The 23872-nt window shown below is 68.2% G+C and carries 23 protein-coding genes, 1 tRNA gene and 1 riboswitch; of the genes, 14 read left to right on the top strand and 10 right to left on the bottom strand.

Going from position 1 to position 23872, the window contains the following annotated elements:
* Positions 1 to 43 precede the first annotated feature (43 nt).
* Complete coding sequence (locus ACZ4Z4_RS03850; RefSeq protein WP_468321644.1) at positions 44 to 439, top strand: hypothetical protein; 396 nt, start codon at positions 44 to 46, stop codon at positions 437 to 439.
* Positions 440 to 488: 49 nt separating this feature from the next.
* Positions 489 to 1091: an RdgB/HAM1 family non-canonical purine NTP pyrophosphatase gene (gene rdgB, locus ACZ4Z4_RS03845; protein WP_468321641.1), complete on the top strand. Its 603-nt coding sequence runs from the start codon at positions 489 to 491 to the stop codon at positions 1089 to 1091.
* Positions 1092 to 1159: 68 nt separating this feature from the next.
* Here rdgB and ACZ4Z4_RS03840 read toward each other — a convergent pair.
* The 3 genes from ACZ4Z4_RS03840 to bcp all read right to left on the bottom strand — a co-directional run bounded on the left by ACZ4Z4_RS03840 (position 1160) and on the right by bcp (position 3395).
* A tRNA-Leu gene (locus ACZ4Z4_RS03840) sits at positions 1160 to 1243 on the bottom strand.
* Positions 1244 to 1299: 56 nt separating this feature from the next.
* Positions 1300 to 2802, bottom strand: coding sequence for a glycine betaine/L-proline transporter ProP (gene proP, locus ACZ4Z4_RS03835; RefSeq protein ID WP_468321638.1), 1503 nt, complete (start codon positions 2800 to 2802; stop codon positions 1300 to 1302).
* Between the two features lie 125 nt (positions 2803 to 2927).
* Positions 2928 to 3395 (bottom strand): thioredoxin-dependent thiol peroxidase, encoded by a 468-nt coding sequence (bcp, locus tag ACZ4Z4_RS03830; protein WP_468321636.1) that lies wholly within the window; start codon positions 3393 to 3395, stop codon positions 2928 to 2930.
* 149 nt (positions 3396 to 3544) lie between these two features.
* Between bcp and ACZ4Z4_RS03825 the strand changes: the two genes are divergently transcribed.
* The 3 genes from ACZ4Z4_RS03825 (at position 3545) to ACZ4Z4_RS03815 (ending at position 4761) form a co-directional block, all read left to right on the top strand.
* A complete protein-coding gene (locus ACZ4Z4_RS03825; RefSeq protein WP_468321633.1) occupies positions 3545 to 3862 on the top strand; it encodes a DUF3618 domain-containing protein in 318 nt (105 codons plus the stop codon).
* Positions 3863 to 3964: 102 nt separating this feature from the next.
* Positions 3965 to 4267 carry a GroES family chaperonin gene (locus ACZ4Z4_RS03820; protein WP_055568690.1) on the top strand — a complete coding sequence of 101 codons (303 nt, stop codon included), beginning with the start codon at positions 3965 to 3967 and terminating at the stop codon, positions 4265 to 4267.
* Positions 4268 to 4327: 60 nt separating this feature from the next.
* A riboswitch (guanidine-III (ykkC-III) riboswitch) is annotated at positions 4328 to 4393 on the top strand.
* A gap of 47 nt (positions 4394 to 4440) precedes the next feature.
* A complete protein-coding gene (locus ACZ4Z4_RS03815; protein WP_361166116.1) occupies positions 4441 to 4761 on the top strand; it encodes a DMT family transporter in 321 nt (106 codons plus the stop codon).
* A 45-nt stretch (positions 4762 to 4806) separates the two neighbouring features.
* Here ACZ4Z4_RS03815 and ACZ4Z4_RS03810 read toward each other — a convergent pair whose 3' ends face one another.
* Positions 4807 to 7386, bottom strand: a complete 2580-nt coding sequence (locus ACZ4Z4_RS03810) for a transglycosylase domain-containing protein (RefSeq protein ID WP_468321631.1) — start codon at positions 7384 to 7386, stop codon at positions 4807 to 4809.
* Positions 7387 to 7596: 210 nt separating this feature from the next.
* Here ACZ4Z4_RS03810 and ACZ4Z4_RS03805 point away from each other — a divergent pair, with 210 nt between their 5' ends.
* The 4 genes from ACZ4Z4_RS03805 to ACZ4Z4_RS03790 are packed head-to-tail and all read left to right on the top strand — an operon-like array spanning position 7597 to position 10980.
* The gene (locus tag ACZ4Z4_RS03805; RefSeq protein ID WP_468321629.1) at positions 7597 to 8418 is read left to right on the top strand and encodes an ABC transporter permease; all 822 of its coding nucleotides are present in this window, start codon (positions 7597 to 7599) and stop codon (positions 8416 to 8418) included.
* On the top strand, positions 8411 to 9253 hold the full coding sequence (locus ACZ4Z4_RS03800) for an ABC transporter permease (RefSeq protein ID WP_468321626.1): 843 nt from the start codon (positions 8411 to 8413) through the stop codon (positions 9251 to 9253). The genes ACZ4Z4_RS03805 and ACZ4Z4_RS03800 overlap by 8 nt, the downstream gene beginning before the upstream one ends.
* Positions 9254 to 9259: 6 nt before the next feature.
* Positions 9260 to 10231 carry an ABC transporter ATP-binding protein gene (locus tag ACZ4Z4_RS03795; RefSeq protein ID WP_468321624.1) on the top strand — a complete coding sequence of 324 codons (972 nt, stop codon included), beginning with the start codon at positions 9260 to 9262 and terminating at the stop codon, positions 10229 to 10231.
* A gap of 11 nt (positions 10232 to 10242) precedes the next feature.
* Positions 10243 to 10980, top strand: coding sequence for a DUF1707 SHOCT-like domain-containing protein (locus ACZ4Z4_RS03790; protein WP_468321622.1), 738 nt, complete (start codon positions 10243 to 10245; stop codon positions 10978 to 10980).
* A gap of 155 nt (positions 10981 to 11135) precedes the next feature.
* Here ACZ4Z4_RS03790 and ACZ4Z4_RS03785 read toward each other — a convergent pair whose 3' ends face one another.
* On the bottom strand, positions 11136 to 12458 hold the full coding sequence (locus ACZ4Z4_RS03785; protein ID WP_468321619.1) for an SGNH/GDSL hydrolase family protein: 1323 nt from the start codon (positions 12456 to 12458) through the stop codon (positions 11136 to 11138).
* 377 nt (positions 12459 to 12835) lie between these two features.
* On the opposite strand from ACZ4Z4_RS03785, the gene ACZ4Z4_RS03780 reads away from it, so the two are divergent.
* The 4 genes from ACZ4Z4_RS03780 to ACZ4Z4_RS03765 all read left to right on the top strand — a co-directional run bounded on the left by ACZ4Z4_RS03780 (position 12836) and on the right by ACZ4Z4_RS03765 (position 17271).
* Positions 12836 to 14107, top strand: coding sequence for a DUF445 domain-containing protein (locus ACZ4Z4_RS03780; RefSeq protein ID WP_468321617.1), 1272 nt, complete (start codon positions 12836 to 12838; stop codon positions 14105 to 14107).
* A gap of 173 nt (positions 14108 to 14280) precedes the next feature.
* On the top strand, positions 14281 to 15780 hold the full coding sequence (locus ACZ4Z4_RS03775) for an MFS transporter (RefSeq protein WP_468321615.1): 1500 nt from the start codon (positions 14281 to 14283) through the stop codon (positions 15778 to 15780).
* Between the two features lie 20 nt (positions 15781 to 15800).
* Positions 15801 to 16799: a GlxA family transcriptional regulator gene (locus ACZ4Z4_RS03770; RefSeq protein ID WP_468321612.1), complete on the top strand. Its 999-nt coding sequence runs from the start codon at positions 15801 to 15803 to the stop codon at positions 16797 to 16799.
* 49 nt (positions 16800 to 16848) lie between these two features.
* Positions 16849 to 17271 carry a hypothetical protein gene (locus tag ACZ4Z4_RS03765; RefSeq protein WP_468321609.1) on the top strand — a complete coding sequence of 141 codons (423 nt, stop codon included), beginning with the start codon at positions 16849 to 16851 and terminating at the stop codon, positions 17269 to 17271.
* A gap of 69 nt (positions 17272 to 17340) precedes the next feature.
* Here ACZ4Z4_RS03765 and ACZ4Z4_RS03760 read toward each other — a convergent pair whose 3' ends face one another.
* The 4 genes from ACZ4Z4_RS03760 to ACZ4Z4_RS03745 all read right to left on the bottom strand — a co-directional run bounded on the left by ACZ4Z4_RS03760 (position 17341) and on the right by ACZ4Z4_RS03745 (position 19723).
* Positions 17341 to 17643 (bottom strand): hypothetical protein, encoded by a 303-nt coding sequence (locus tag ACZ4Z4_RS03760; protein ID WP_468321606.1) that lies wholly within the window; start codon positions 17641 to 17643, stop codon positions 17341 to 17343.
* 82 nt (positions 17644 to 17725) lie between these two features.
* Positions 17726 to 18238, bottom strand: a complete 513-nt coding sequence (locus ACZ4Z4_RS03755; RefSeq protein ID WP_468321603.1) for a nucleoside deaminase — start codon at positions 18236 to 18238, stop codon at positions 17726 to 17728.
* A gap of 424 nt (positions 18239 to 18662) precedes the next feature.
* Complete coding sequence (locus tag ACZ4Z4_RS03750; protein WP_468321600.1) at positions 18663 to 18878, bottom strand: DUF397 domain-containing protein; 216 nt, start codon at positions 18876 to 18878, stop codon at positions 18663 to 18665.
* A complete protein-coding gene (locus tag ACZ4Z4_RS03745) occupies positions 18875 to 19723 on the bottom strand; it encodes a helix-turn-helix domain-containing protein (protein WP_468321598.1) in 849 nt (282 codons plus the stop codon). Before ACZ4Z4_RS03745 ends, ACZ4Z4_RS03750 begins: the two co-directional genes overlap by 4 nt.
* A 235-nt stretch (positions 19724 to 19958) precedes the next feature.
* On the opposite strand from ACZ4Z4_RS03745, the gene ACZ4Z4_RS03740 reads away from it, so the two are divergent.
* Entirely contained in the window at positions 19959 to 20627 is a 669-nt protein-coding gene (locus ACZ4Z4_RS03740; protein WP_468322130.1) for an ATP-binding protein, read from the top strand.
* A gap of 41 nt (positions 20628 to 20668) precedes the next feature.
* Here the strand turns inward: ACZ4Z4_RS03740 and ACZ4Z4_RS03735 are convergent, their stop codons facing one another.
* A complete protein-coding gene (locus ACZ4Z4_RS03735; protein WP_468321595.1) occupies positions 20669 to 23812 on the bottom strand; it encodes a DEAD/DEAH box helicase in 3144 nt (1047 codons plus the stop codon).
* Positions 23813 to 23872: the final 60 nt, after the last annotated feature.

Below are 23872 nucleotides of genomic sequence, written 5' to 3'. Positions count from 1 at the left end.
GAAAAGCCGCGCGCCCGGCCACACCCCGGGGAGGGACCGAACCATGGCCGCGCGCCACCGACGTATCGCCACCGCCGTCGCCACAGCCCTGATCGTCATTCCGGCCGGCGCCGGCCTCGTCGGCTGCGACGCCGTCGAGAAGGCGCTCGACTGCGTCCAGACCGCCGACACGATCGCCGACAGCGTCACCGACCTTCAGACGGCCGTCGAGAACGCCGGTGACAACCCGGCCGAGGCGGACAGGGCACTCGACGACATCGGCAAGAACCTCGACAAGATCGGCGACAAGACGGACAACGCCGACGTCAACAAGGCCGTCGACGACCTCGACAAGGCCGTCGACAACGTCCGCGAAGCCGTCGACAAGGGCGACGCCACCCCCGACGTCTCGGGGGTCACCGACGCGGCCGGCGAACTGACGAAGGTCTGCACGCCGTAGGGGAGCGCCCGGCCCGGGGGACGTGTGGGGGGCGGCGATACTGAGAGGCATGACCCGCCTCATCCTCGCCACCCGCAACACCGGCAAGATCACGGAACTGAGGGCGATCCTCGCGGACGCAGGCCTCACGCACGAGCTCGTCGGCGCGGACGCCTACCCCGAGATCCCCGACGTCAAGGAAACCGGCGTCACCTTCGCCGAGAACGCCCTCCTCAAGGCCCACGCCCTCGCCCGGGCCACGGGCCTGCCCGCCGTCGCCGACGACTCGGGCCTCTGCGTCGACGTCCTCGGCGGCGCCCCCGGCATCTTCTCCGCCCGCTGGGCCGGCCGCCACGGCGACGACACCGCGAACCTGAACCTGCTCCTGGCCCAGCTCTCCGACATCTCCGCACCCCACCGCGCCGCCCACTTCGCCTGCGCGGCGGCCCTGGCCCTGCCCGACGGCACGGAACGCGTGGTGGAGGGCCGGCTGCGCGGCACCCTGCGCACCGCCCCCGCGGGCTCCGGCGGCTTCGGCTACGACCCGATCCTCCAGCCGGACGGCGAGACGCGCACCTGCGCGGAGCTGACGGCGGAGGAGAAGAACGCGATCAGCCACCGGGGCGAGGCGTTCCGGGCGCTGGCGCCGGTGGTGCGGGAGCTCCTCGGCTGAAGCTGCCGGGCTGAGCGGCGCACAGAAATGGCCTGCGGATCGTCTCGTCGATTCGCAGGCCATTCACGTGCGGCGGAAGGGATTCGAACCCTCAAGCCCGATCAAGGGCCACAGATCCTAAGTCTGCTGCGTCGCCGTTGCGCCACCGCCGCCAGCCGCCTGCCATCGTACCGGGCAGGCGGCCTGCGGCTGATCGCGGGATTCCCCGTCAGAACCGCGGCGCCGTCGCCTGGGCCTCGACCATCTCCGCCGCCTCCTCCTTCGTCTCCACCGAGGGCGGCGAGCCCGACAGTGGCTTCTGGGCCGTCTCCTTCATGCAGGCCACCGCGATGACGCCGACCAGGGCCGCCGCCATCGAGTAGTACGCCGGGACCATGTCCGTGCCTGTCACGCTGATCAGCGAGGTGATCACCAGGGGGGCCGTGCCGCCGAAGAGGGAGGCGGAGAGGTTGTAGCCGACGGAGAGCGAGCCGTAGCGGACCGACGTGGGGAAGAGGGCGGGCAGGGTCGCCGACATCGTGCCGAGGAGGCAGACGAGGGAGAGACCGAGCAGGAGCATGCCCCCGGAGACCGCCGGCAGGCTGCCCTGCTTGATCAGCAGGAAGGCGGGGACGGAGAGGACGAGGAAGCCCAGCATGCCCGTCATCAGGAGCGGCTTGCGGCCGAAGCGGTCCGACAGCTTGCCGACCTGGTTCATGATCAGCATCAGGACGATCATCGTGCCGATGAGGATGAGCAGCCCGTGCGAGTCGTCGTACCCGAGCTCGTCCGAGAGGTACGTCGGCATGTACGACAGGAGCATGTAGTCCGTGACGTTGTACGCGCCGACCAGCGCGATGCATAGGATCAGCGTCGGCCAGTAGTCGCGGAAGATCTTCGCCAGGTCGCCCTTGGCCGTGGTCTCCACCGTGGAGGCGCCCTCGGTCGCCGAGTGGAAGGTCGCGTCCTCCATCTTCTGGAAGGCCGGGGTCTCGTCCAGCTTCAGCCGGAGATAGAGGCCGACGAGGCCGAGCGGGCCCGCGACGAGGAACGGCACGCGCCAGCCCCACGACTCCATGGCGTCCGAGCCGAGGGCGGTGTTGAGGATGAGGACGAGTCCGGCCGCGCCCGTGTAGCCGGCGAGCGTGCCGAGCTCCAGGAAGCTGCCGAAGTAGCCGCGGCGCTTGTCGGGGGCGTACTCGGCGATGAAGGTCGAGGCGCCGCCGTACTCACCGCCCGTCGAGAAGCCCTGCACCAGGCGGAAGAAGATCAGCAGGACCGGCGCCCAGAAGCCGATCGTCGCGTAGGACGGGATCAGGCCGATGGCGAGCGTGCCGATCGCCATCATGATCATCGTAAGGGCGAGGACCTTCTTGCGGCCGATCTTGTCGCCCATCGGGCCGAAGACCATGCCGCCGATGGGGCGGACCAGGAAGGAGACCGCGAAGGTGGCGAAGGAGGAGATCAGCTGTGCCGTGTCGTTCCCGGACGGAAAGAACACATGGCCGATGGTGACGGCCAGATAGCTGTAGATGCCGAAGTCGAACCATTCCATGGCGTTGCCGAGCGAGGCCGCCTTGACGGCCCGCTTGACCGCTGCCTCGTCCGTGACGGTGATGTCCGTGCGGCGCAGAGGAGGGTTCCTGCGGCGCTTCACGGCCCGGAACAGGGTCCGGTGGCGTCTCATCGCCTCGGGGTCGGCCTCGGCGTCGAGCTCTTCGTGGGCCGCCATGGAGTGGTTCCTTTCGTTCTTCGTACAAGTCCCCGTGAGATCACTTGCTCGAAGATGGCCGTTGCAAACGGAAGCCCCCGCGAAGGGGGGCTTCGTCACAGCACGGCGCAGGAGACCGGCACGGCTCAGACGCCGAGATCCTTGATGATCTTCGCCACGTGGCCCGTCGCCTTCACGTTGTAGAACGCGTGCTCGACCTTGCCCTGCTCGTCGACCACCACGGTCGAGCGGATCACGCCCGTCACCGTCTTGCCGTACAGCTTCTTCTCGCCGAAGGCGCCGTACGCGGCCAGCGTCTCCTTGGACGGGTCGCCGACCAGCGTGACCTTGAGGTTCTCCTGCTCGCGGAACTTGGCGAGCTTCTCCGGCTTGTCCGGCGACACGCCGATCACGTCGTAACCGGCGGCGGCGAGCACGTCGAGGTTGTCCGTGAAGTCGCAGGCCTGCTTGGTGCAGCCGGGGGTGAGGGCGGCCGGGTAGAAGTAGACGATGACCTTGCGGCCCTTGTGGTCGGCCAGCGAGACGTCCTTGCCGTCGGCGTCGGGCAGGGTGAAGGCGGGGGCGGTGTCGCCGGGCTGTAGTCGCTCGCTCATGGTCGCTCTCCTCGTACGGGTGCTGCGCGAAGGGTCGGGTGACGGAGTCGAGCGTAATAGGGGTGCCGTGGGGTGCGGCGCGCGCGAAGCTGACAGACTGTGGTCACAGTTCACGTCCACATCATCGATACGACCACGGAGGCAGCGCGGTGTCGGATGCCAGGACCCCTGCGCAGATCGAGGCGGACATCAAGCGCCGGCGCGACCAGCTGGCCGAGACCCTCGACGAGATCGGGGTGCGCGTCCACCCGAAGACGATCGTCGGTGACGCCAAGGCGAAGGTCGTCTCCAGCGTGGACAACTCCCTCGGCCGGGCGTACGTCGGGGCGAACCGCATCGTCTCGGACGTGCGGGGCCAGCTGGTCTCGGCGGACGGCTCGCCGCGCATCGAGCGGATCGTGCCGGTCGCCCTGGTGGCGGTGGGTCTCGTCGGGCTCCTCGTGATGAGCTCGCGCCGGCGCAAGTGAGTGGTGACCCGGGGATCCACGGAGCCCGCCCGGCCAGGTAGGTTCGGGGTCGTGAGCGAGAAGACCTCCCAGACCCCCCACGACGACAAGCTGCCCATCCGCATGCTGCACGACCGCGTGCTCGTGCGGCAGGACACCAGCGAGGGCGAGCGGCGCTCCGGCGGCGGCATCCTGATCCCCGCGACCGCCGCCGTGGGCAAGCGGCTCGCCTGGGCCGAGGTGGTCGCGGTCGGGCAGAACGTCCGGACGGTCGAGCCGGGCGACCGGGTCCTGTACGACCCGGAGGACCGCGCCGAAGTCGAGGTGCGGGGCGTGGCCTACGTCCTCATGCGCGAGCGCGATCTGCACGCCGTGGCCGCCGACCGGTTCGAGGGGTCGGAGGACTCGACGGGCCTGTATCTGTAGGGGCCCCGCGGACTTTCGCCCAGAGGGCTGGTGACCATCGTCACCAGCCCTTCTCCATGGGCTTTGCTACCGTGGAAGGACCCCGACGAGACGCGCCGTACCGGGTTATCGCAAAGACGACGCACCCCCATCAGGTAACGCGCTGAGCGTTTCTACTCGTCGGAGGTGCCGTCATGGCCTGGGTTCTGCTGATCGTCGCCGGACTGCTCGAAGTGGGCTGGTCGATCGGGATGAAGTACACGGACGGCTTCACGCGGCTGTGGCCCAGCCTGTTCACGGGCGTGGGCATCGTCGCCAGCATGATGCTGTTGTCGCAGGCCGCGAAGACGCTGCCGATCGGTACGGCCTACGGAGTCTGGGTCGGCATCGGCGCGGCCGGGGCGGCGGTGCTCGGCATGGTCATCCTGGGTGAGCCGGTCACCGCCGCCCGGATCTTCTTTGTCTGTCTGCTGCTGGTGGCCGTGGTCGGCCTGAAGGCGACCTCGGGCCACTAGGAGGCGCTGGGGACCCGGGGGCGCGCCGCGGCCCCCGGGCAGGCCCTAGCCCTCCGGGAAGCCGATCGCGCCCCCGTCGTCCGTGCCGCCGTCGACCGCCCCTCCGCCCGTGTCGGTGCCGCCGCCCGTCGGCCCGCCCTGGGCCCCGCCGTCCGTCGGTCCGCCGTCGGCGGCGCCTCCGTCGGCGGCCCCGCCGGGGTCCTGGCCGCCGGTCGGGTCACCCGTCTGGCCGCCGTCCTGCCCACCTGTCTGACCGCCGGTCTGGCCGCCGCCGTCCTGCCCGCCCGTGGTGGCGCCGCCACCGGTGTCCGGGCCGCCCGTGGTGCCGCCGGTGTCCTGCTCGCCGCCGGTGGTGGCGCCGCCGTCCGTGGTGCCGCCCGTGCCGGGCTCGTCGGTGCCGCCCGTCGTCGGGTCGGGCACCTCGGGCACGTCCGCGCCCTGCTCCAGCTCCAGGTCGAAGTCCTTGACGGGCTTGCCCTCCAGGGCGTCCTTGGTGAACTCGGCCCAGACGCGCGCCGGATAGCCACCGCCGTTGATGCGGGCCTCGCCGAGCGCGCCGTACAGCGGGGTGTGGGCGCCCGTCTCGGGGTCCTGGCCCATCACCGCGACGACCGTGGCGAGGTCCGGGGTGTAGCCCGCGAACCAGGCCGCCGTGTCGTTCTCCGCGGTGCCGGTCTTGCCCGCGGCCGGCCGGCCCGCGCCCTGCGCCGCCGTACCGGTGCCGCCCTGGACGACGCTCTGAAGGATCGAGGTGGTGGTGTCGGCGGCCTCGCGGCTCACGGCCTGCCGGGTCTTCGGCTCCGGCAGCGCGATCTCGTCGCCGTCCTTGGTGATCTTCTCGACGAGCGTGTACGTGCCGTGCTTGCCGTGGTTCGCCAGCGTCGCGTACGCCTCGGTCATGTCGAGGACGCTCGCGGTGGACGGGCCGAGCGCGATCGACGGGGACGCGGTCAGGTCGGGGGTGGTCCGGGGTACGCCGAGGGCGACGGCGGTGTCCTTGACCTTGTCGGAGCCGACGTCGACGGCCATCTGCGCGTACACCGAGTTCACGGACTTGTCGGTGGCGGTGCGGACGGTGATGTCGCCGTAGTTGACGTGGTCCTCGTTCTCCGGGGCGTACGAACCGCCGCTCCAGCCCTGGACGGGACGCTTGTTGGTGCCGTCGTAGACGGTGTTCGGGGTGATCGGCCGGCCGTCCTGGGTGACCGAGCCGTTCTCCACCGCGGAGGTGAAGACGAACGGCTTGAACGTGGATCCGACCTGGTAGTCGCGGCGGGTCGCGTTGTTGACGTACTGCTTGGTGTAGTCGATGCCCCCGTACATGGCGACGACCTTGCCGGTGGCCGGGTCGATCGAGGCGCCACCCGCGCGGACGTTGCGGTCGACCTTGCGGGCGTCCTTGTCGACCTTCGACATGACCTCCTCGTCGACGGCCTTCTTGAAGGCGTCCTGGCGGTCCTTCTGGAGGGTCGTGGTGATGCGGTAGCCGCCCTTGGCGAGAGTGTCCTCATCGATGATCTTGTTGGCCGTCAGATAGTCCTCCACGGCCTTCACGACATAGCCGCGCTGACCCGACAGCCCCGCCGCGCCCTTCGCCTCGTCCGGCATCGGGAACTTCGTCTTCGCCCGGTCGGAGCGGCTGAGCCAGCCCTCCTTGACCATGCCGTCCAGGACGTAGTTCCAGCGGCCCGCGGCGCGCTGCTTGTTCTCGGGGTGCGTGGCGACGTCGTAGGCGTTGGGGGAGTTGAGGAGGGTGGCGAGGTAGGCGCCCTGGCCGACCGTCAGGTCCTGGACGTTCTTGCCGTAGTACGCCTGGGCGGCGGCCTGCACGCCGTACGCGTTGCGGCCGAAGTAGCTGGTGTTGAGGTAGCCCTCCAGGATGTCGTTCTTGCTCACCTCCCGGTCCAGCTTGATCGAGATGAAGAACTCCTTCACCTTGCGGGTGACCGTCTGCTCCTGGCCCAGGTAGTAGTTCTTCACGTACTGCTGGGTGATCGTGGAGCCGGACTGCTTGCCCTTGCCGGTGACCGTGTTCCAGGCCGCGCGGATCATCGCCTTCGGGTCGACCGCGGACTCGCCGTAGAAGTCGCGGTCCTCGGCGGCGAGCACCGCGTGCTGGACGGTGAGCGGGACCTGCTTGAGGGGCACCTTCTCGCGGTTGACCTCGCCGTCGCGGGCGATCTGGGTGCCGTCGGAGTACAGGTAGACGTTGCTCTGCTTGGTGGCCGCGGCGTTCGCCGGCGGGATGTCGACCAGCATGTAGCCCGCCACGAAGCCGCCGACGCACAGCAGGACGAGCAGGATGAAGCCGCCGAGGACCATGCGCCAGGTCGGGAAGATCCGCCGCCAGCCCTTGCGCTTGGGACGCTTGGCCTTCTTGGCCTTCTTCTCCTTGCCGGCCTCGGCCTTCTCGCCGTCGACGGAGCCCGACGGGACCACGGAAGCCGCGGCTCCGGCGGGGGCCGGGGGAGCCGCGGGAGTCGCGGGGGTCGCCTCGGTGGGAGTCGTGTCGTCGTCGGTCGCCGCGTCCTCGGGCGTGTCCTGCGGCTCCTTGGGCTTCCCGCCCTGGCACCCGGCAGGACCCTGCTGCCCGGCAGGACCTTGCTGCTGCGGCTCGTCACTCATGTCTTGCGGAACTCCCGGTTAGCGTCGTACGTCCAGCACGCCTCGTAAACCCCCATGGCAACCCCATCGCCACCCCATTGCACACCCTGCTCACACGCGTTCGTGACCAGGCACGCGCCCGCACGCCGAAAATGCCTGGCACGAGCGACCCCGATCGCACTAGGCTCCAGCGCTTTGGCCCGGTTCGGGACGAAGCCCACGGTGAAAGGGATGCTCGTGCGTGCAGGACGGTTCCGTTTGTACGCGGCCGTCACCGGAGGGAGCTTCCGCAGATACGCCACGTACCGGGTGGCGACGGCTGCCGGGGTGTTCACCAATACGGTCTTCGGCCTCATTCTCGCCTACACCTACGTGGCGCTCTGGGACGAGCGGCCCGGCCTCGGCGGCTACGACCAGTCGCAGGCGCTCACCTATGTCTGGCTCGGCCAGGGCCTGCTCACCGCGATGGCGCTGATGGGCGGCGGCTTCGAGAACGAGCTGATCGAGCGGATCCGCACCGGGGACATCGCCGTCGACCTCTACCGGCCCGCCGACCTCCAGGCCTGGTGGTTCGCCACCGACCTCGGCCGGGCCGCGTTCCAGCTGATCGGACGCGGGATCCTGCCGATGATCTTCGGCTCGTTCGTCTTCGACCTGACGCTGCCCCCGGACGCGCTGCGCTGGCTGGCGTTCCTGCTCGCCGTCCTGCTCGGCACGGTGGTCAGCTTCGCGCTCCGGTTCCTGGTGGCGCTCTCCGCCTTCTGGCTGATGGACGGCGCCGGCACCACCCAGGTGGCGATGCTCGCGGGCACCTTCTTCTCCGGGATGCTGCTCCCGCTGAACGTCTTCCCCGGCGCGCTCGGCGAGTTCGCCCGCGCGCTGCCCTGGTCGGCGCTGCTCCAGGTGCCCGCCGACGTATTCCTCGGCGAGTACTCGGGCGCCGGACTGCTGCGGATGTACGCCTTCCAGCTCGGCTGGGCGGCGGCGCTGCTCACGGCCGGACGGCTGCTCCAGGGCGTGGCCACGCGACGGGTGGTGGTCCAGGGTGGCTGACCTGCGACAGGTCCGCGAGAGGCTCGTCCAGGTGCGGGACGGGCTGCGCGCCTACCGGCTGATCTCCGCCATGTGGATCCGCTCCCTCATGGCGTACCGCGTGTCGTTCGCGATGACGGCGCTCGGCAACTTCGCGGTGACCGCGTTCGACTTCGTCGCGATCCTGCTGATGTTCTCCCAGGTGGACCGGCTCGGTGGGTACTCGCTCGCCGAGATCGCGTTCCTGTACGGCGCCTCGTGCACCGCCTTCGGCCTCACCGACCTGGCCCTCGGGTCCATGAACCGGCTCGGCAGACGGGTGCGGGACGGCACGCTCGACACGCTCCTGGTGCGGCCCGCCCCGGTCATCGCGCAGGTCGCGGCCGACCGCTTCGGGCTGCACAGGATCGGCCGCTTCACGCAGGGCGCGCTGGTCCTCACGTACGCGCTCGTGGTCCTGGACATCGACTGGACGCCGCTGAAGGTCCTGATGGTGCCGCTGATGCTGCTGAGCGGGGCGGGCATCTTCGGGGCCGTGTTCGTGGCGGGCGGGGCCTTCCAGTTCCTGGCGCAGGACGCGGCCGAGGTGCAGAACGCCTTCACGTACGGCGGTACGACACTGCTCCAGTATCCGCCGACCGTCTTCGCCAAGGACCTGGTGCGCGGCGTCACCTTCGTCCTGCCGCTCGCCTTCGTCAACTGGCTGCCCGCGCTGTACGTCCTCGGGCGGCCCTATCCGCTGGACCTGCCGACGTGGGTGGCGTTCATGCCGCCACTGGTGGCCGCGGGCTGTCTCGCGCTCGCCGGGCTCGCCTGGCGCGCGGGTCTCCGTTCGTACCGCAGCACAGGGAGCTGAACCGACATGGCGGAACCCCTCATCGAGCTGGACGGCGTCGAGAAGGTCTTCGACGTCCGCAGGAAGACGGGCTTCCTGCGGCGGGAGCGGCACGAGGTGCGGGCCGTCGACCACCTCTCCTTCACCGTGCCGCGCGGCGAGATGGTCGGCTACATCGGCCCGAACGGCGCGGGCAAGTCGACGACGATCAAGATGCTGACGGGCATCCTCACCCCGAGCGGCGGCCGCCTGCGGGTGGCGGGCATCGACCCGTCACGGGAGCGCGCGAAGCTCGCCCGCCGCATCGGCGTGGTCTTCGGCCAGCGCACGACGCTCTGGTGGGACCTGCCGCTGATCGACTCGTACCGCCTGATGCACCGCATGTACCGCATCCCGGACGCCCGTTACGCCGAGAACCTGGACCGCTGCGTAGAACTCCTGGAGCTCGCAACCCTGTTGGACGTCCCGGTGCGCCAACTGTCCCTGGGGCAGCGGATGCGGGGCGACATCGCGGCGGCGCTGCTGCACGACCCCGAGGTGCTGTACCTGGACGAGCCGACGATCGGCCTGGACGTCATCAGCAAGGCCAAGGTCCGTGCGTTCCTGCGGGACTTGAACCAGCAGGCGGGCACGACGGTCCTCCTCACCACCCACGACCTCACCGACATCGAGCAGCTCTGCAAGCGGGTCATGGTGATCGACCACGGGCGTCTGATGTACGACGGTCCGTTGGAGGGCCTGCACGAGGTGGGCGAGAGCGAGCGCACGCTGGTGGTCGACTTCGACCGGGAACTCCCGCCGATCGAGGTGGAGTCGGAGTCGGCACGGGTGGTGAAGGTGGAGGGGCCGCGGCAGTGGCTCGCCTTCCCCGCGGCGGAGTCGGCGGCTCCGCTTGTCGCGCGGATCGCGGCGCGCTACCCGCTGGCCGACCTCTCGGTCAGGGAGCCGGACATCGAGGCGGTCATCGCGAAGATGTACGCCGAGAAGCCGACCTCGTAGGCTTCGTGCTTATGAGTGACGACCGCCTCGATCGCGCCGATCTCCCCGACGTTCCCGCCCGTCCCGACCTGCCCGACCTGCGGGCGTCGGACGCCGACCGTGAGCGGGTGGCCGAACAGCTCCGGGACGCGATGGCGGAGGGCCGCCTCGACATGACGGAGTTCGAGGAGCGCCTGGACGCGACGTACAAGGCCCGTACGTACGGGGAGCTGGAGCCCCTCACCCGCGACCTGCCCGCGCACGGCGCCAAGGTGTCCATGGTGAAGCGGGCGGGCGACGACCACCCCACCGCCATCGACTGGGACGAGCGGATGACGACCGGCGAACCGTCGTCGACCGCCGGGATCGCCGTCTGGGGCGGGTTCAGCCGCAAGGGCGGCTGGGTGGTCGGCCGGCAGTTCACCGGCTTCGCGCTGTGGGGCGGCGGCGACATCGACCTGCGCGAGGCACGGTTCACGGAGCGCGACGTGGAGATCCGCTGCTTCACGATCATGGGCGGCCTTCAGGTCACCGTGCCGCCCGAGATGACCGTCGTCGTCAAGGGCTTCGGCATCATGGGCGGCTTCGACGACAAGGCGACCGGCGAGGGCACCCCCGGCTCACCCCGGGTCGTCGTCAAGGGCTTCGCCCTCATGGGCGGCGTAGGCGTCGACCGCAAGATCCGCAAGATCGAGAAACTCCGCCTGAAGGAAGAACGCCGCAGAGAAAAACTCCAACGCAAGGAATCCCGCAAGGAGAACCGAGCATAGGGCGACGGGTACCCCAGGGGCGCGGGGAACTGCGCAAAACCCCAGCCACGGGCTACCCGCAGGCTGAGGCGCGGGCCGCGACGGGTACCCCAGGGGCGCGGGGAACTGCGCAAAACCCCAGCCCCGGCGACCCGCAGGGGACCACGGGGCGGCGGTCAGAGCTCAGCCGCCGCCGACCCCTTCAGGTGAGAGAGATTAAAAGTCTCCGCCATCCGGCGATACCCCGCATCGGACGGATGCAGATGATCCCCGGAGTCGTACAGCTTCCGCAGCCTCCGCGGATCGTACGGATCCCGCAACGCCCGGTCGAAGTCGACGACCTCGTCGAAGACCCTCCCCGAGCGGATCTCCGCGTTGACGGCCTGCCGCACGTCCTCCAGGGCGGGCTCGTACCCCCGATGCCCCCCGAAGGGCATCAGCGTCGCCCCGACGACCCGCAGCCCGCGCGTGTGCGCCTGCCGGGTCAGCTCGCGCAGCCCCTCGACGATGCGGTCGGGATCGTTCTGGTGCGGGTTGCGCAGGATGTCGTTGACGCCGAGCGCGATGACCACGGCCTTGACCCCGGTCCGGTCGAGGACGTCCCGGTCGAACCGGGAGAGCCCGCTCGGGTTGACGGCGGGGCTGCCGTTCCCGTCGGAGAGGATGCGGTTGCCGCTGATGCCCTGGTTGGCGACGCCGTAACGGGGCGCGCCCGACTCGGTGCGCAGCCGGTCGGCGAGGACGTCGGTCCAGCGCCGGTTGGCGCCCATCGTGGACGAGATGCCGTCGGTGATGGAGTCGCCGAAGACGACGACGGTGCCGTCGGTCTCGTTGCTGAGGACGTCCACCGCGGTGAGGTAACGCCAGTACGGGCTCTGCTCCGTGTACGCGTCGCCCAGCTGGTCCTCGGTGCGGTCGCCCTCCGCGACGTAGCTGATCTGGCGCGCGTGCGGGTGGTAGGTGACGGGGCCGGACGGGGTCGGCGAGTACGTCGTGACGAGCAGGTCCGCGTCGTGCGGCACGCGCAGCCGCGCCGCGTCGCTCATCACCTGGGCGCCCGGCGGGATCACCACCGACGTGTTGCCGTTGAAGGTGAGCCTGCGCAGCGTGCCGGCCGCCGCGGCGGGGCTGTTCGACGCGGAGGCGAGGGCGATCGAGGCGTGCGTGACGCTGAGCGGTGTCGTCCCGTACAGGTTCGAAAGGGTGATGCGGGCGCTGGTGCCGCCGACGCTGGTGTGCACGACGTTACGGACCGAGCGGCCCGCGAACCCCTTCCGCTCCGTGCCCGGTTCGAACCCCGCGGGGGAGGCGGACCAGGAGCCGACCCAGATGCCGGAGGAGGCGGGCGCGGCGGAGTTGCGGGGGTTGCGGCCACCGGCGCTGATGGTGTCCTGCGAGCCGTCGTCGCTGCCGGAGACACCGATGTATATGGCGCCTGAAATCACCACTATGACCGCGAGGACCGCGGCGAGAAGGGCATAACCGTGTCGCTTGGTCATGCGGGCTCTTTCTCCTCGGGCAGGGGGAGCCCCGAGGCTCCGGTGTGATCACCCCATGATGCGGCATGGGCCGGGAGACGGCCGACACTGCCCCCCTCCGCTCTTATCAGACGCCGGGAACTTGTCGTTCGTTCCAGGAGTAGGTCAGGAGGGACGTAGAACACAGGGCATGGGGACAATCAGGACACGGGACGCGGGGCACCGGAACAGTGGCACGGGAACAGTGGCATCGGCACAGCGGCACGGGACGGGTGGAGTGAGTGGAACGCGCAAACGCGGAGGATCCGACTGAGACGGGCGGCACTTCCGGCACCGAAGGCCCCCCGAATGGCGCAAAGGAGCCCATACGGGAACCGGCGCGGGCACCCGCGGGGCCCATGAAGGGCGGCCTCGTCTACAGCCCCGCCGACGAGGAGAAGCGCCGGGGCGTCCGCCGTATGAAGATCACGGCGACGGGGCTGCTCGTCCTGGTCGCCGTCGTCTACGTACTCGCGAAGTGGGCGCAGCACTCCGGGGCGGGCGCCTGGGCGGGGTATGTCGCCGCGGCGGCCGAGGCGGGCATGGTCGGCGCGCTCGCCGACTGGTTCGCGGTCACGGCGCTCTTCCGTCACCCGCTCGGCCTGCCCATCCCGCACACGGCGATCATCCCGAACAAGAAGGACCAGCTGGGCGCCTCCCTGGGCGACTTCGTGGGGGAGAACTTCCTCTCCGCCGATGTCGTACGGGGCCGTCTGCGCGCCGTGGGCATCGGCAGCCGCCTCGGCGCCTGGCTGGCGGAGCCCGAACACGCCGACCGGGTGACGGCCGAGCTCGCCACGGCCCTGCGCGGCGCCCTGACGGTGCTGCGCGACTCGGACGTGCAGGCCGTCGTCGGCGAAGCCATCACGCGGCGGGCCGACGCCCAGGAGATCGCCCCGGGCATCGGCAAGATGCTGGAGAAGGTCGTCGCGGACGGCGGCCACAAGCGGGTCGTGGACCTCGTCTGCGTACGCGCGCACGACTGGCTCGTCGAGCACGGCGACTCGGTGATGGACGCGGTGCAGGGCGGAGCGCCCGGCTGGACCCCGAAGTTCGTCGACAAGCGGGTCGGCGAGCGGGTCTACAAGGAACTGCTCCGCTTCGTCACCGAGATGCGGGACATGCCGGGCCACCCCGCGCGGGGCGCCGTCGACCGTTTCCTCGCGGACTTCGCCGCCGACCTTCAGTCCGACTCGGACACGCGGGAGCGCGTGGAGCGGCTCAAGCGCGAGGTGCTCGGCCGCGGCGAGGTGCAGGACCTCATCGCCTCCGCCTGGTCGGCCGTGCGCGCCATGATCGTGGCAGCGGCGGAGGACGAGCGGAGCGAGCTGCGGCTGCGCGTGCGGGCCTCGCTCCTTTCGCTCGGCGCGCGGATGGCGAAGGACGGCCGGCTCCAGCGGAAGGTCGACGGCTGGGTCGAGGGCGCCGCGGTGTACGTGGTGACGACGTACCGCGACGAGATCACCTCGCTCATCAGCGACACCGTCGCCGGCTGGGACGCCGAGCACACCTCGAAGAAGATCGAGGCGCACATCGGCCGTGACCTGCAATTCATCCGGATCAACGGCACGGTGGTCGGCTCCCTGGCAGGCCTCGCGATCTACACGGTGTCGCGGCTGCTGGGGGCGTAGCGGCGGCTCGGGGCGTAGGCGCAGTTCAGCGCGCGTGAACGCGGGTTCGCTGGGCACTCTGGAGGGGCCCCTCGGCGTCGAGGTGGCCGTCGTCCGGTGGTGGTGCGGGGGCCGTAGCCCACGTACACGCACCGCATCCGGCGACGTGGGTGCAGCGGAAGGAGTCGCCTGCCATGACCGCGTCGTCCACGCCTCCCCAGCCGCCGCCCGCGCCGGGCGCGGGGAACACGGTCACCACGGCGGTCCCCGCCCGCCTGGACCGGCTGCCCTGGTCCCGCTGGCACTGGATGATCGTGATCGGTCTCGGCACGGTCTGGATCCTGGACGGCCTGGAAGTCACCACCGTCGGCAACATCGCGAGCCGCCTCTCCGAGGAGGGCAGCGGCCTGGCGATCAGCTCGGCCCAGGTCACCGGCCTCGCGGCGGCCCTCTACGTGGCGGGTGCCTGCGCCGGGGCGCTGTTCTTCGGGCGCCTCACCGACAAGTACGGCCGCAAGAAGCTCTTCATGGTCACCCTCGCGGTGTACCTCGGCGCCACGGCCCTCACGTCGCTCTCCTTCGACGCGTGGTGGTTCTTCCTCTTCCGCTTCCTGACGGGCTTCGGCATCGGCGGTGAGTACGCGGCGATCAACTCGGCGATCGACGAGCTGATCCCGTCCAAGTACCGGGGCCGCGTCGACCTGATCATCAACGGCAGCTACTGGCTGGGCGCGATCGGCGGCTCGCTGCTCTCGGTCGTCATGCTCAACACGAGCATCTTCCCGAAGGACCTGGGCTGGCGGCTCACCTTCGCCCTCGGCGTCGTACTCGGCCTGGCCATCCTGCTCGTACGCCGCCATGTACCGGAGAGCCCGCGCTGGCAGTTCATCCACGGCCACGGCGAGGAGGCGGAACGCCTGGTCTCCTCGGTGGAACGCGAGATCGAGGCAGAGAAAGGCGAACGCCTCCCACCCCCCGACCGCGAGATCACGATCCACCAGCGCAAGAGCATCGGCTTCGGCCTCATCGCCAAGACGGTCTTCCGCGACTACCCGAAGCGCGCGACCCTCGGTCTGTCCCTCTTCATCGGCCAGGCGTTCCTGTACAACGCGATCACGTTCGGCTTCGGCGCGATCCTCACCAAGTTCTACGACGTCCCATCCGGCAGCACCGGCTACTACTTCGCCGTCATCGCGGCGGGCAACTTCCTCGGCCCGCTCTTCCTCGGCAAGCTCTTCGACACGGTCGGCCGCCGGATCATGATCTCCTCGACGTACATCGTGTCGGGTGTTCTGCTCTTCGTCACGGCCTGGCTCTTCGACCGCGGCTCGCTCACCGCCGTGACGCTCACGGCCTGCTGGTGCGTGGTCCTGTTCTTCGCGTCGGCGGGCGCGAGCAGCGCGTACCTCACGGTCTCGGAGATCTTCCCGATGGAGACACGCGCCATGGCCATCGCCTTCTTCTACGCGGTGGGCACGGCGGCCGGCGGCATCAGCGGCCCCCTGATCTTCGCGAAGCTGACCGAGTCGGGCGTCGTCGGCGACACGGTCCTGGCCTTCCAGATCGGCGCGGGCCTGATGTGCGCGGCGGGCCTGGTCGCGGCGGCGCTGGCGGTGAAGGCGGAGCGGAGGTCACTGGAGGACATCGCGACGCCGCTGTCGGCGACGGCTCCGGCGGCGACGACGGGGAAGTGAGGGACCGCTAGGTTCTGCTCATGGCCATGAGTTCCGGGACGCACCGGGTGGCGGTACTCGTACGGGACGGCGTACTGCCGATGGAACTGGGCCTGGTGCACCAGCTGTTCGGCGGCGCGCGGGGCCCGGCGGGGGAGCGGCTGTACGAGGTGCGGACATGCGCGGTGACGGGCCCCGGCATGATCCGCACCGACGCGGACTTCCCGATCGGCGCGCCGCACGGCGTCGCGGCGCTGGCGTGGGCGGACACGGTGATCGTCCCGGCCTCGCACGAGGAGGACGAGTCGCTGACTCCGGGCGCCCTGCCGCCACAACTGGCAGGGGCACTGGAGGCGGCGGCCGGGGCGAGGCTGGCGTCCATCTGCACGGGGGCGTTCGTCCTGGCGGCGGCGGGCCTGCTCGACGGCCGCAGAGCGACGACGCACTGGCTGTCGACGGACCTGTTCGCCCGCACTTTCCCCTCCGTGACGGTCGACCCGGACGTCCTCTACGTGGACGAGGGCCGCATCCTCACATCGGCGGGGGAGGCGGCGGGCGTGGACCTGTGCCTGCACATGATCCGCGAGGACCACGGCGCGGCGGTGGCGGCGGACGTGGCACGCCGCACGGTGGTGCCGCCGCACAGGGAGGGCGGCCAGGCGCAGTACATCCAACGCCCGGTCCCGGTCGGGACTTCGACGTCGTCGACGAGCGCGGCGCGAGCGTGGGCGGAGGAGCGCTTGGCCGCCCCCCTGACGCTCGGCGAACTGGCCGCCCACGCATCCATGAGCGTCCGCACGTTCAGCCGCCGCTTCCGCGAGGAGACGGGCCTGACGCCGATGCGGTGGCTGACACAGCGGAGGGTGGCCCGGGCACGAGAACTCCTCGAATCCACGGACCACACGGTGGACAGGGTGGCGACGGAGGCGGGCTTCGGCACGGCGGCGTCGCTGAGGGCGCACTTTGTGGCGGGGGTGGGGGTGGCGCCGGCGACGTACCGCTCGACGTTCCGCGGCTCGGGCCCGCCGCCCCGGGAATGAGTACGCGTACTCTGTCGCACCCTCGTAGCCGAGCGGCACTGTCGTACACATGAACGCGATGCTGATACCGCTCCGGCAGACCGCACCGCTCCCCAGGTACGCGACCCGCCTCCTGGGCGCGGCGCTCGCGGCCACGGCGTACGTGGCGTGCCTCCCCTGGGACCTGCGCAACCGCGCGGAGACCCCGGGCGCGCTCAACGAAACGACACCGGTGACGACGCCGGGTGTGACGCTCCTGGCCGTGTCGCTCCTCGCCCTCGCCGCCTACTTCGGCATCCGGGACCGCTTGGCGTGGACCCTGCTCGTGGTGGCGGCCCCACCATCGACGCTGCTGTTCCTCTCCTTCGACTCACACCCCACGCAGGACGCACAGGCGTGGCCGGTGGTGTGGGCGTTCTGCACGCTGGTGATGGGGGTGGGGGCGTTGGTGACGGCGGGGGTGGCGAGGAGGGTGAGGGGGCGGGAGACGTGACCTCAGGCGGGGGAAGCCGCCCCCACCCCTTCTGGCCCCCTCTCACCCCCCTCTCACCCCCCTCTCGCCTCAGCTACGGCGATCGGCGAGGACCCAGGACGCGACCCCGACACCACCCGCGACGCTGAACACGGCGGGCCAGGCGCCCACCTTCTTGGCGAGCGGATGCGACCCGGCGAATCCGGCGACGTAGGCAGCGGTGAGCGCGGCGGCGGTCTTTCCGCCGGCCGCCTCCCGCCACTGCCGGGCGGCAACGGTCCCGGCGGCGGCGAGCACGACCCCACCGAGGGGCCGCTTCTTGGTGGCTCGCGCGATGGCGTACCCCCCGACCAGCCCACTCGCGGCCACGACTGCTCCGGGAATCCTCGCCATGATTGCTCCGCCTCTCGGTGATACGTCCAAGTTGTCTATGGGGCGAGGCTAACGCGGAGCAACGAGCCACCGACCGGCACCCTCAGAGCTTCGGTTCGACCGGCTGGGGCTGCCGGGCGGCCCACTCGGCGAGCACGCCGACCGCGGCGGACCGGACCTCCCCCTCGACGGGCACCTCGTCCAACAACCGCCGCTCCCCGTTGGGCAACGCGAGCTCCCGGTAGAACTGAAGGTCCGGGTGCCCGTTGCGGGCGGCGTCGTGCCGGTCGGCGGCGTAGACGAGCCGACCGATCCCCGCCCAGTAGCAGGCGGTGAGACACATGGGACAGGGCTCGCAGCTGGAGTACAGCGTGCCGCCCTCAACAAGAAAGCTCCCGAGCCGCCGCCCCGCGTCCCGCAGCGCCATGACCTCGGCATGAGCAGTCGGATCACACGCCTCGACGACCCGATTACTCCCCACCCCCACGACTTCCCCGCCCACGACGACCACGGCCCCGAAGGGTTTCTTGGTACCGGGGGCGAGGGAGCGACGGGACTGGGCGATGGCTTGCTCGAGGAACGCGCGGTCGTGGTCCTGCTCGGGGGCGTAAGGCAACGGTCTCCTCCTTCATACGGCGTCACGGCATGCCGCCCATGGGGAGAGGCGATGGTTCATCGGCAGCTGTGCCTTTGGATCCGTAGCCGAGATTACGCTGGCGCCCTCTGCCCAGGGCTTGCAGCGGTCTGCAGCCGCTTGACGAAACCCGGCGTGCCCAAGGAGGCGGAATGCGCCCAACCACGAGCGATAGTCGCCGACTCAACCCGACACCTGCGACAGGCGAGGGCAAGGCCCCCACCCCTTCGGCCGCTCGCTCGCTTCTCCCACGCGCCGGAACGCCTTGAGTCAAGGGTGGAGCGAAGCGGAATCGGCGCAGCCGACGCGCAGCGTAGCGGAGCGCCCTTTACTCAAGGCGTGGAGGCGCGACTCTGGCTAAGAAGCGAGTGGCCTTACGGCACTTCACGGCGGGCGGCCAGCAGTGTCACCTACGACTGATACCGGACGCTACGAAGCGGGACCAGGCGTCGCGGCTCACGGCGAGGGTAGGGCCATCGAACCCTCGCTTGGAGTCTCGGACGTAGATGGTCTCAAGGGCGCGGGCGCACTCGACGCATTCACCGCCCGCGTTATTGCTGTATGAGGACGTGAACCAGGCGAGGTCGACTGGGAGGTGCGGAGTGGTGTCGCCGGTGCTCATCGCGTGTATTCCTTCAGGATCGATTGGACCATCTGGGACGACTGTAGGGGGCTCAATGCGACCGCGCGCAGATCGTCGAAGGCGCGGGTGTACTGGCGCACATGATGCTCCCCCTCCAGGTAAACCGCATCCGTGATGCCATCGCGGTACACGATGTCGGGATCCTCTGGGTCTGGGAAGCCCAGCATGGTGAAGGGGCCGGTCATCGGGTAGACGCCGGAGCCGAAGGGTAGGACCTGCACGGTGACCGAGGGCAACCTCATGTCGTCCACTAGGTGATCCAACTGCATGCGCATCAAAGAACGTTCGCCAATGACGTTCCGAAGCGCTGCCTCATGGATGACGAACCAGGCGTCGGGCGCGTCTGCACTTCTCAGGAGGCTCTGGCGCTCCAGGCGTACCTGGATTGCACGCTCGACGTTCTCCTCCGAAATCCCGTGGCTGCAGGCGTACATCTCGCGGATGTACTCAGGGATCTGCAGAAGACCCGGGATCATTTCAACCTGGTACTGGCGGAAGGAGGAGGCTTCCTGTTCGAGGCCGATGTAGATGTTGAACCACTCGGGGATACCTCCGGCGTGCTGCTGCCACCAGCCCTTCGTGCGTGCCTCCTTGGCGAGCGACTTGAGGAACTCCCTTATCTCGTCGGTCGTTTGGTAGAACCGGCACAGGGCGTCCACATCGGAGGTCTGAACGCGGCCGTGCCCGGTCTCCATGCGGTTCACCTTGGACCCGCTCCAGTCGAGGGCGGCCCCAACTTGCGCACATGTCAGCTCGCTTGACTCCCGCAGCTTCTTCAACTCGATGGATAGACGGCGACGCCGCGCTGTAGGGGACCCTGCCATTCCGGCACCTCCTCGATAACTCGCCACAGTCTTCATGGCGAGAGGTGCGCTTGCCAATCACTCCTTCGCGTGATTCTCGCCGTGCACATTGCATCTTGGGATGTGTGCAAGCCACTCTGTGAGGCACACAGATGCGCCACTGATTGCGCAAACGGCCTGGTGGCAAGGGCAGTTGCGACGCTGTGAGCGCGTGATCCTCGATGGAGAGGAGATGTATGTGATCAGGGAAAGTTGCATGCAGCGCAAGCCGTGGGAGATCGCCTTCCTCGCGGAACCGGAGGAGGTGGCGGCGTTGCGTCGGCTGCTCCGCCTGCATCTGGGAGTTTGGGGCCTACACGCGCTGGTGGACGCAGCACAGCTGTGTGTGACCGAGTTGGTAACCAACGTGGTCACGCACGTGGGCATCGGTACACCGACTCGTCTGGCAGTTGCCATGAGAGATGCATATCTGCGCATCGAGGTCCATGATCGGGATACTAAGGCCCTGCCAACCCTTCTTTCGGGTACGCAGAAGATGCCACAGCTCGGAGAGGCGGAGGCTGGACGCGGGTTGGCCTTGGTAGATGCGGTGGCGGATCGATGGGGTGTCCAACTGCGGGCGGACGGAAAAGTGACCTGGTGTGAACTAGGAGCGAACCTGAGCTCGCCGTACGGACACACTGGTGGACCGCGCGTGACGCGCGCCGAAACCATCCTCGGTTTGTATGGATGGACGGCGGCGAAGAAGCATCCCGAACGAGTCGAAGAGACAAACCCGCTGTCGGTGTCGGCGGTGGCGGGCCGAATGCCGGCGATCGAAGTGATCGCCGACATCCTCCATTGGCTGCACGCCCACGGGCATGACCCGGATGATGCTCTCGACTGCGCACAGACCCGCTTTGAGACCGAAATCGAGGTTGCTTGACTGGTGGTGAGAGCGGAGGCGGCCCTTGGCTGCAGTAAGCCTTACGAGGGCGCGACCTTGGAGTAGGTAAAGACATCGGCTGGGAGCTCGTACTGGAGCTCCCACTCGATGGCCATCGGTTTACTGCCCTTGTGGGTGCGGTACTTCGCAGGACCCAAGAACATCCAGGGCTGTGACTTTCCGATGTCGGTGTCCTTGTAACGACGCATGAACAGAAGGACGTGGCTGCCACGCTCTACATGTTGCTGGTAACGAATCCCGGTGGGTGAGTGCTCAGACGTAGTGCTCTGTGACTCCCAATGGAAGATCTTCGGGCTGAGCGCATAGTCCTTATAGCGGACCGTTGGGGAGAAGTCCTTCTCGTTCTTCTCCAGCGTGATCAGCAGCGTGTCCGACTGGCACTCAGGTGCCCAGACCACTCCCTGAGCGAAGGCACCGGGCATCTGCCCGCCGAACTTCGCAATGCCGAGGGCTGCAAGCACCTCGGAGCGATTGTAGGCACTGTGGATCTTCAACGGCAGATCTGCGTGCGGACCTTCTGGGCTGATCGGAAGATGGTCGGCCGTGCCGATGACGTACTTAATGACCTGGCTAAGCTCGCTACGGAAAACTCTCTGGCTTCGCAGGGAATCAAGCCCTTCACTGTAGCTGGAGAAGCCGCCAGCCTTGTCCCACAGGTTGAAGAACAACATCCTTGCATAGCTCTGTTCGCGCGGGCTCAGATCAGCGTAGTGAGGGGCATTGTCGGCGAGCAGTCGCAGGTACGCCTGTGCACGCTCCGGATCGTCCACGTGTAGGAAGGAGTGGACACGCTTGAGTAGATCTTCCTCTCCGGGCTGCGGGGCTTCATCGAGGAGGCCAGCACGGCGGAGGACGGTCGACCACGAATTGCTATTCTTATACAGTTCCTTGATCTCGCGGCGACTCTCCTTCAGATATTTCTTCAACTCCGGTGCTGCATAGTCCCTGGCCTCTCTAGCGAGGATCTGGATATTCGCCTTGATCTGAGTGCGAATATTCTCGATCACAAGGTCCTTCGACTTACCCTCCAGAATGATTTGGCAGCCAGAAGGAAGCTGAGGGAAGTCGTGTTCCGCGTGCTCCAGAAGGCGGTTGCGGGAAAGGTTAGTTAGGGCGCGGAACTGCTCCTCGAACTGGAACTCCTTGCGGTGCTGGCCAATGAAATCGAGAACGGTTAGAACCGGCTTCGTTTCCGTGCGGCGCAGTCCACGCCCCAGCTGTTGGAGGAACACTGTGGCGCTATTTGTAGGGCGCAACAGGAGCAGCGTATCAACATCGGGGATGTCTAGTCCCTCGTTGAATAGGTCCACTGAGAAGATTACTTGAATCTCTCCCTTGCGGAGCTGGTTAAGCGCAGCCTTGCGTTCCTCGGTGTCTGACTCGCTATCGAGGGCTACAGCCCGGAACCCTGCCTCGCGGAAGGTTCGCGCCATGAAATGCGCGTGCTTCCTGTTGACGCAGAAGCCGAGGGCTCGCATGGAGGAGGGGTCGGATACCTTGTCTTGCACCTGCTTGATGACGATGCGGGCCCGGGAATTATCTCCGGTATAGAGATTTCCGAGTTGGTTTACGTCGTAGGTGCCAGACGACCAGTTGAGCTGGGTTAGGTCGGTGCCATCGGGTACTCCGAAGTAGTGGAAGGGGCATAGGAGATCATTCTCAAGTGCTTCCCAGAGGCGCATCTCAGCGGCAATACGCCCATCAAAATATAGATCTTGCACATTGCGCCCGTCCGCCCTCTCGGGCGTCGCGGTAAGGCCGAGGAGCTGGTTCGGCTTGAAGTGCTTGATGATTCGTTCATATGTGTTAGCGGCCGCATGGTGGAACTCGTCGATGACGATTACGTCGAACTGCTTAGGATCGAGCTGCTCCAGACGTTCGGCCTTGAGGGACTGAACGCTAGCGAAGACGTGCTTCCAGTCGCTGGGCTGCTCGCCGCTGAAGAGGAGTTCACCGAAGGAAGCATCGTCCAGTACCTCGCGATATGTGCGCAGTGACTGTCGCAGGATCTCTTGGCGGTGTGCGAGGAACAGGAGGCGAGGAAGCCTGGCGTCCGACTTGTTGCGTAGATTTCGGTAGTCGATGGCGGCCATGACGGTCTTGCCAGTGCCGGTGGCAGCGACCAATAGATTTTCGTGTCTGCCTCTCAACTCCCTCTCGATTTCCAGGCGTTCAAGCATGTCCTGCTGGTGTGGATACGGGCGCACTTCAAGACCAGACAGGTTGATCTGCATGTCCTCGCCGCGTCCGGTTCCACCTGCCTGACGCAGGGCGATATCGAGTCGCGCGCCGTCGCGGTCGGGAACGTAGGTTTCGAAGGCGATGTCGTTCCAGTACGCATCGAAGGTCGCCTCGAACTTGTTCAGGACGGCCGGCGTAGCGATCGCTGATAGACGGACATTCCACTCGAGCCCGTCTAGTAGCGCGGCCTTGGAGAGGTTTGAGCTGCCTACGTACGCCGTGTCGAAGCCAGTGTTGCGTCGGAAGAGCCAGGCCTTAGCGTGGAGACGTGTCGAGCGGATCTCATAATTGACCTTCACTTCGGCGCCGAAGTCCCGGACGAGACGGTCGAGCGCAGTGCGGTCGGTGGCACCGATGTACGTCGTGGTGATCACGCGGATTGGAACGCCGCGCTCGGCCGCGGCCCGCAAGGAGTCCTCTAGGACGCGGATGCCGTACCACTTCACGAAGGCGCAGAGCAGGTCAATGCGATCAGCGGTTGCCAGCTCAGCTCGAAGTTCTGCTCCGAGACTGGGGTCTTCAGGCGAGTTGGTGATGAGTGCCGTCTCGGAGAGCGGAGTCAGCGGGCGAATGCTGTAGACGCCTGCGGATTCCTGCTCGGCGAGGGCGAGGAGTTGGCGGGGGCCATCGGTGATGAGGCCCATCGCCGAGGTGGGGTCGACATCTGGTGCAACCGACTCCAGGGTCTTCATGAGCTGATTGGCCGCGGCAACTCGCTTGTCGTGCGGGAGTTGGCTGAGTCGGTGCTCGATGGCCGCACTGAGATGGCGAGCGAGCACATGGGGCGAGGACTCTTCGCTGACTTCGGCGTCGATGGCCTTCCAGCCTGCGGCTTCTAGACGATCGAGGTCGCTCCGAAGGCCTAGAGTCACGACCTTCTCGTACACCCCTGCTGGTTGCTCAGTGCGTTGCGGCTCCGCCACGACGACTCCTCTGGTCTTAGACGGCAAACGGTGCGCTCAGCACAAGTCATAACAGGGTCC

The organism is Streptomyces sp. NPDC030245 (assembly GCF_055572995.1).
This window is presented reverse-complemented; position numbering and strand designations above follow the sequence as displayed.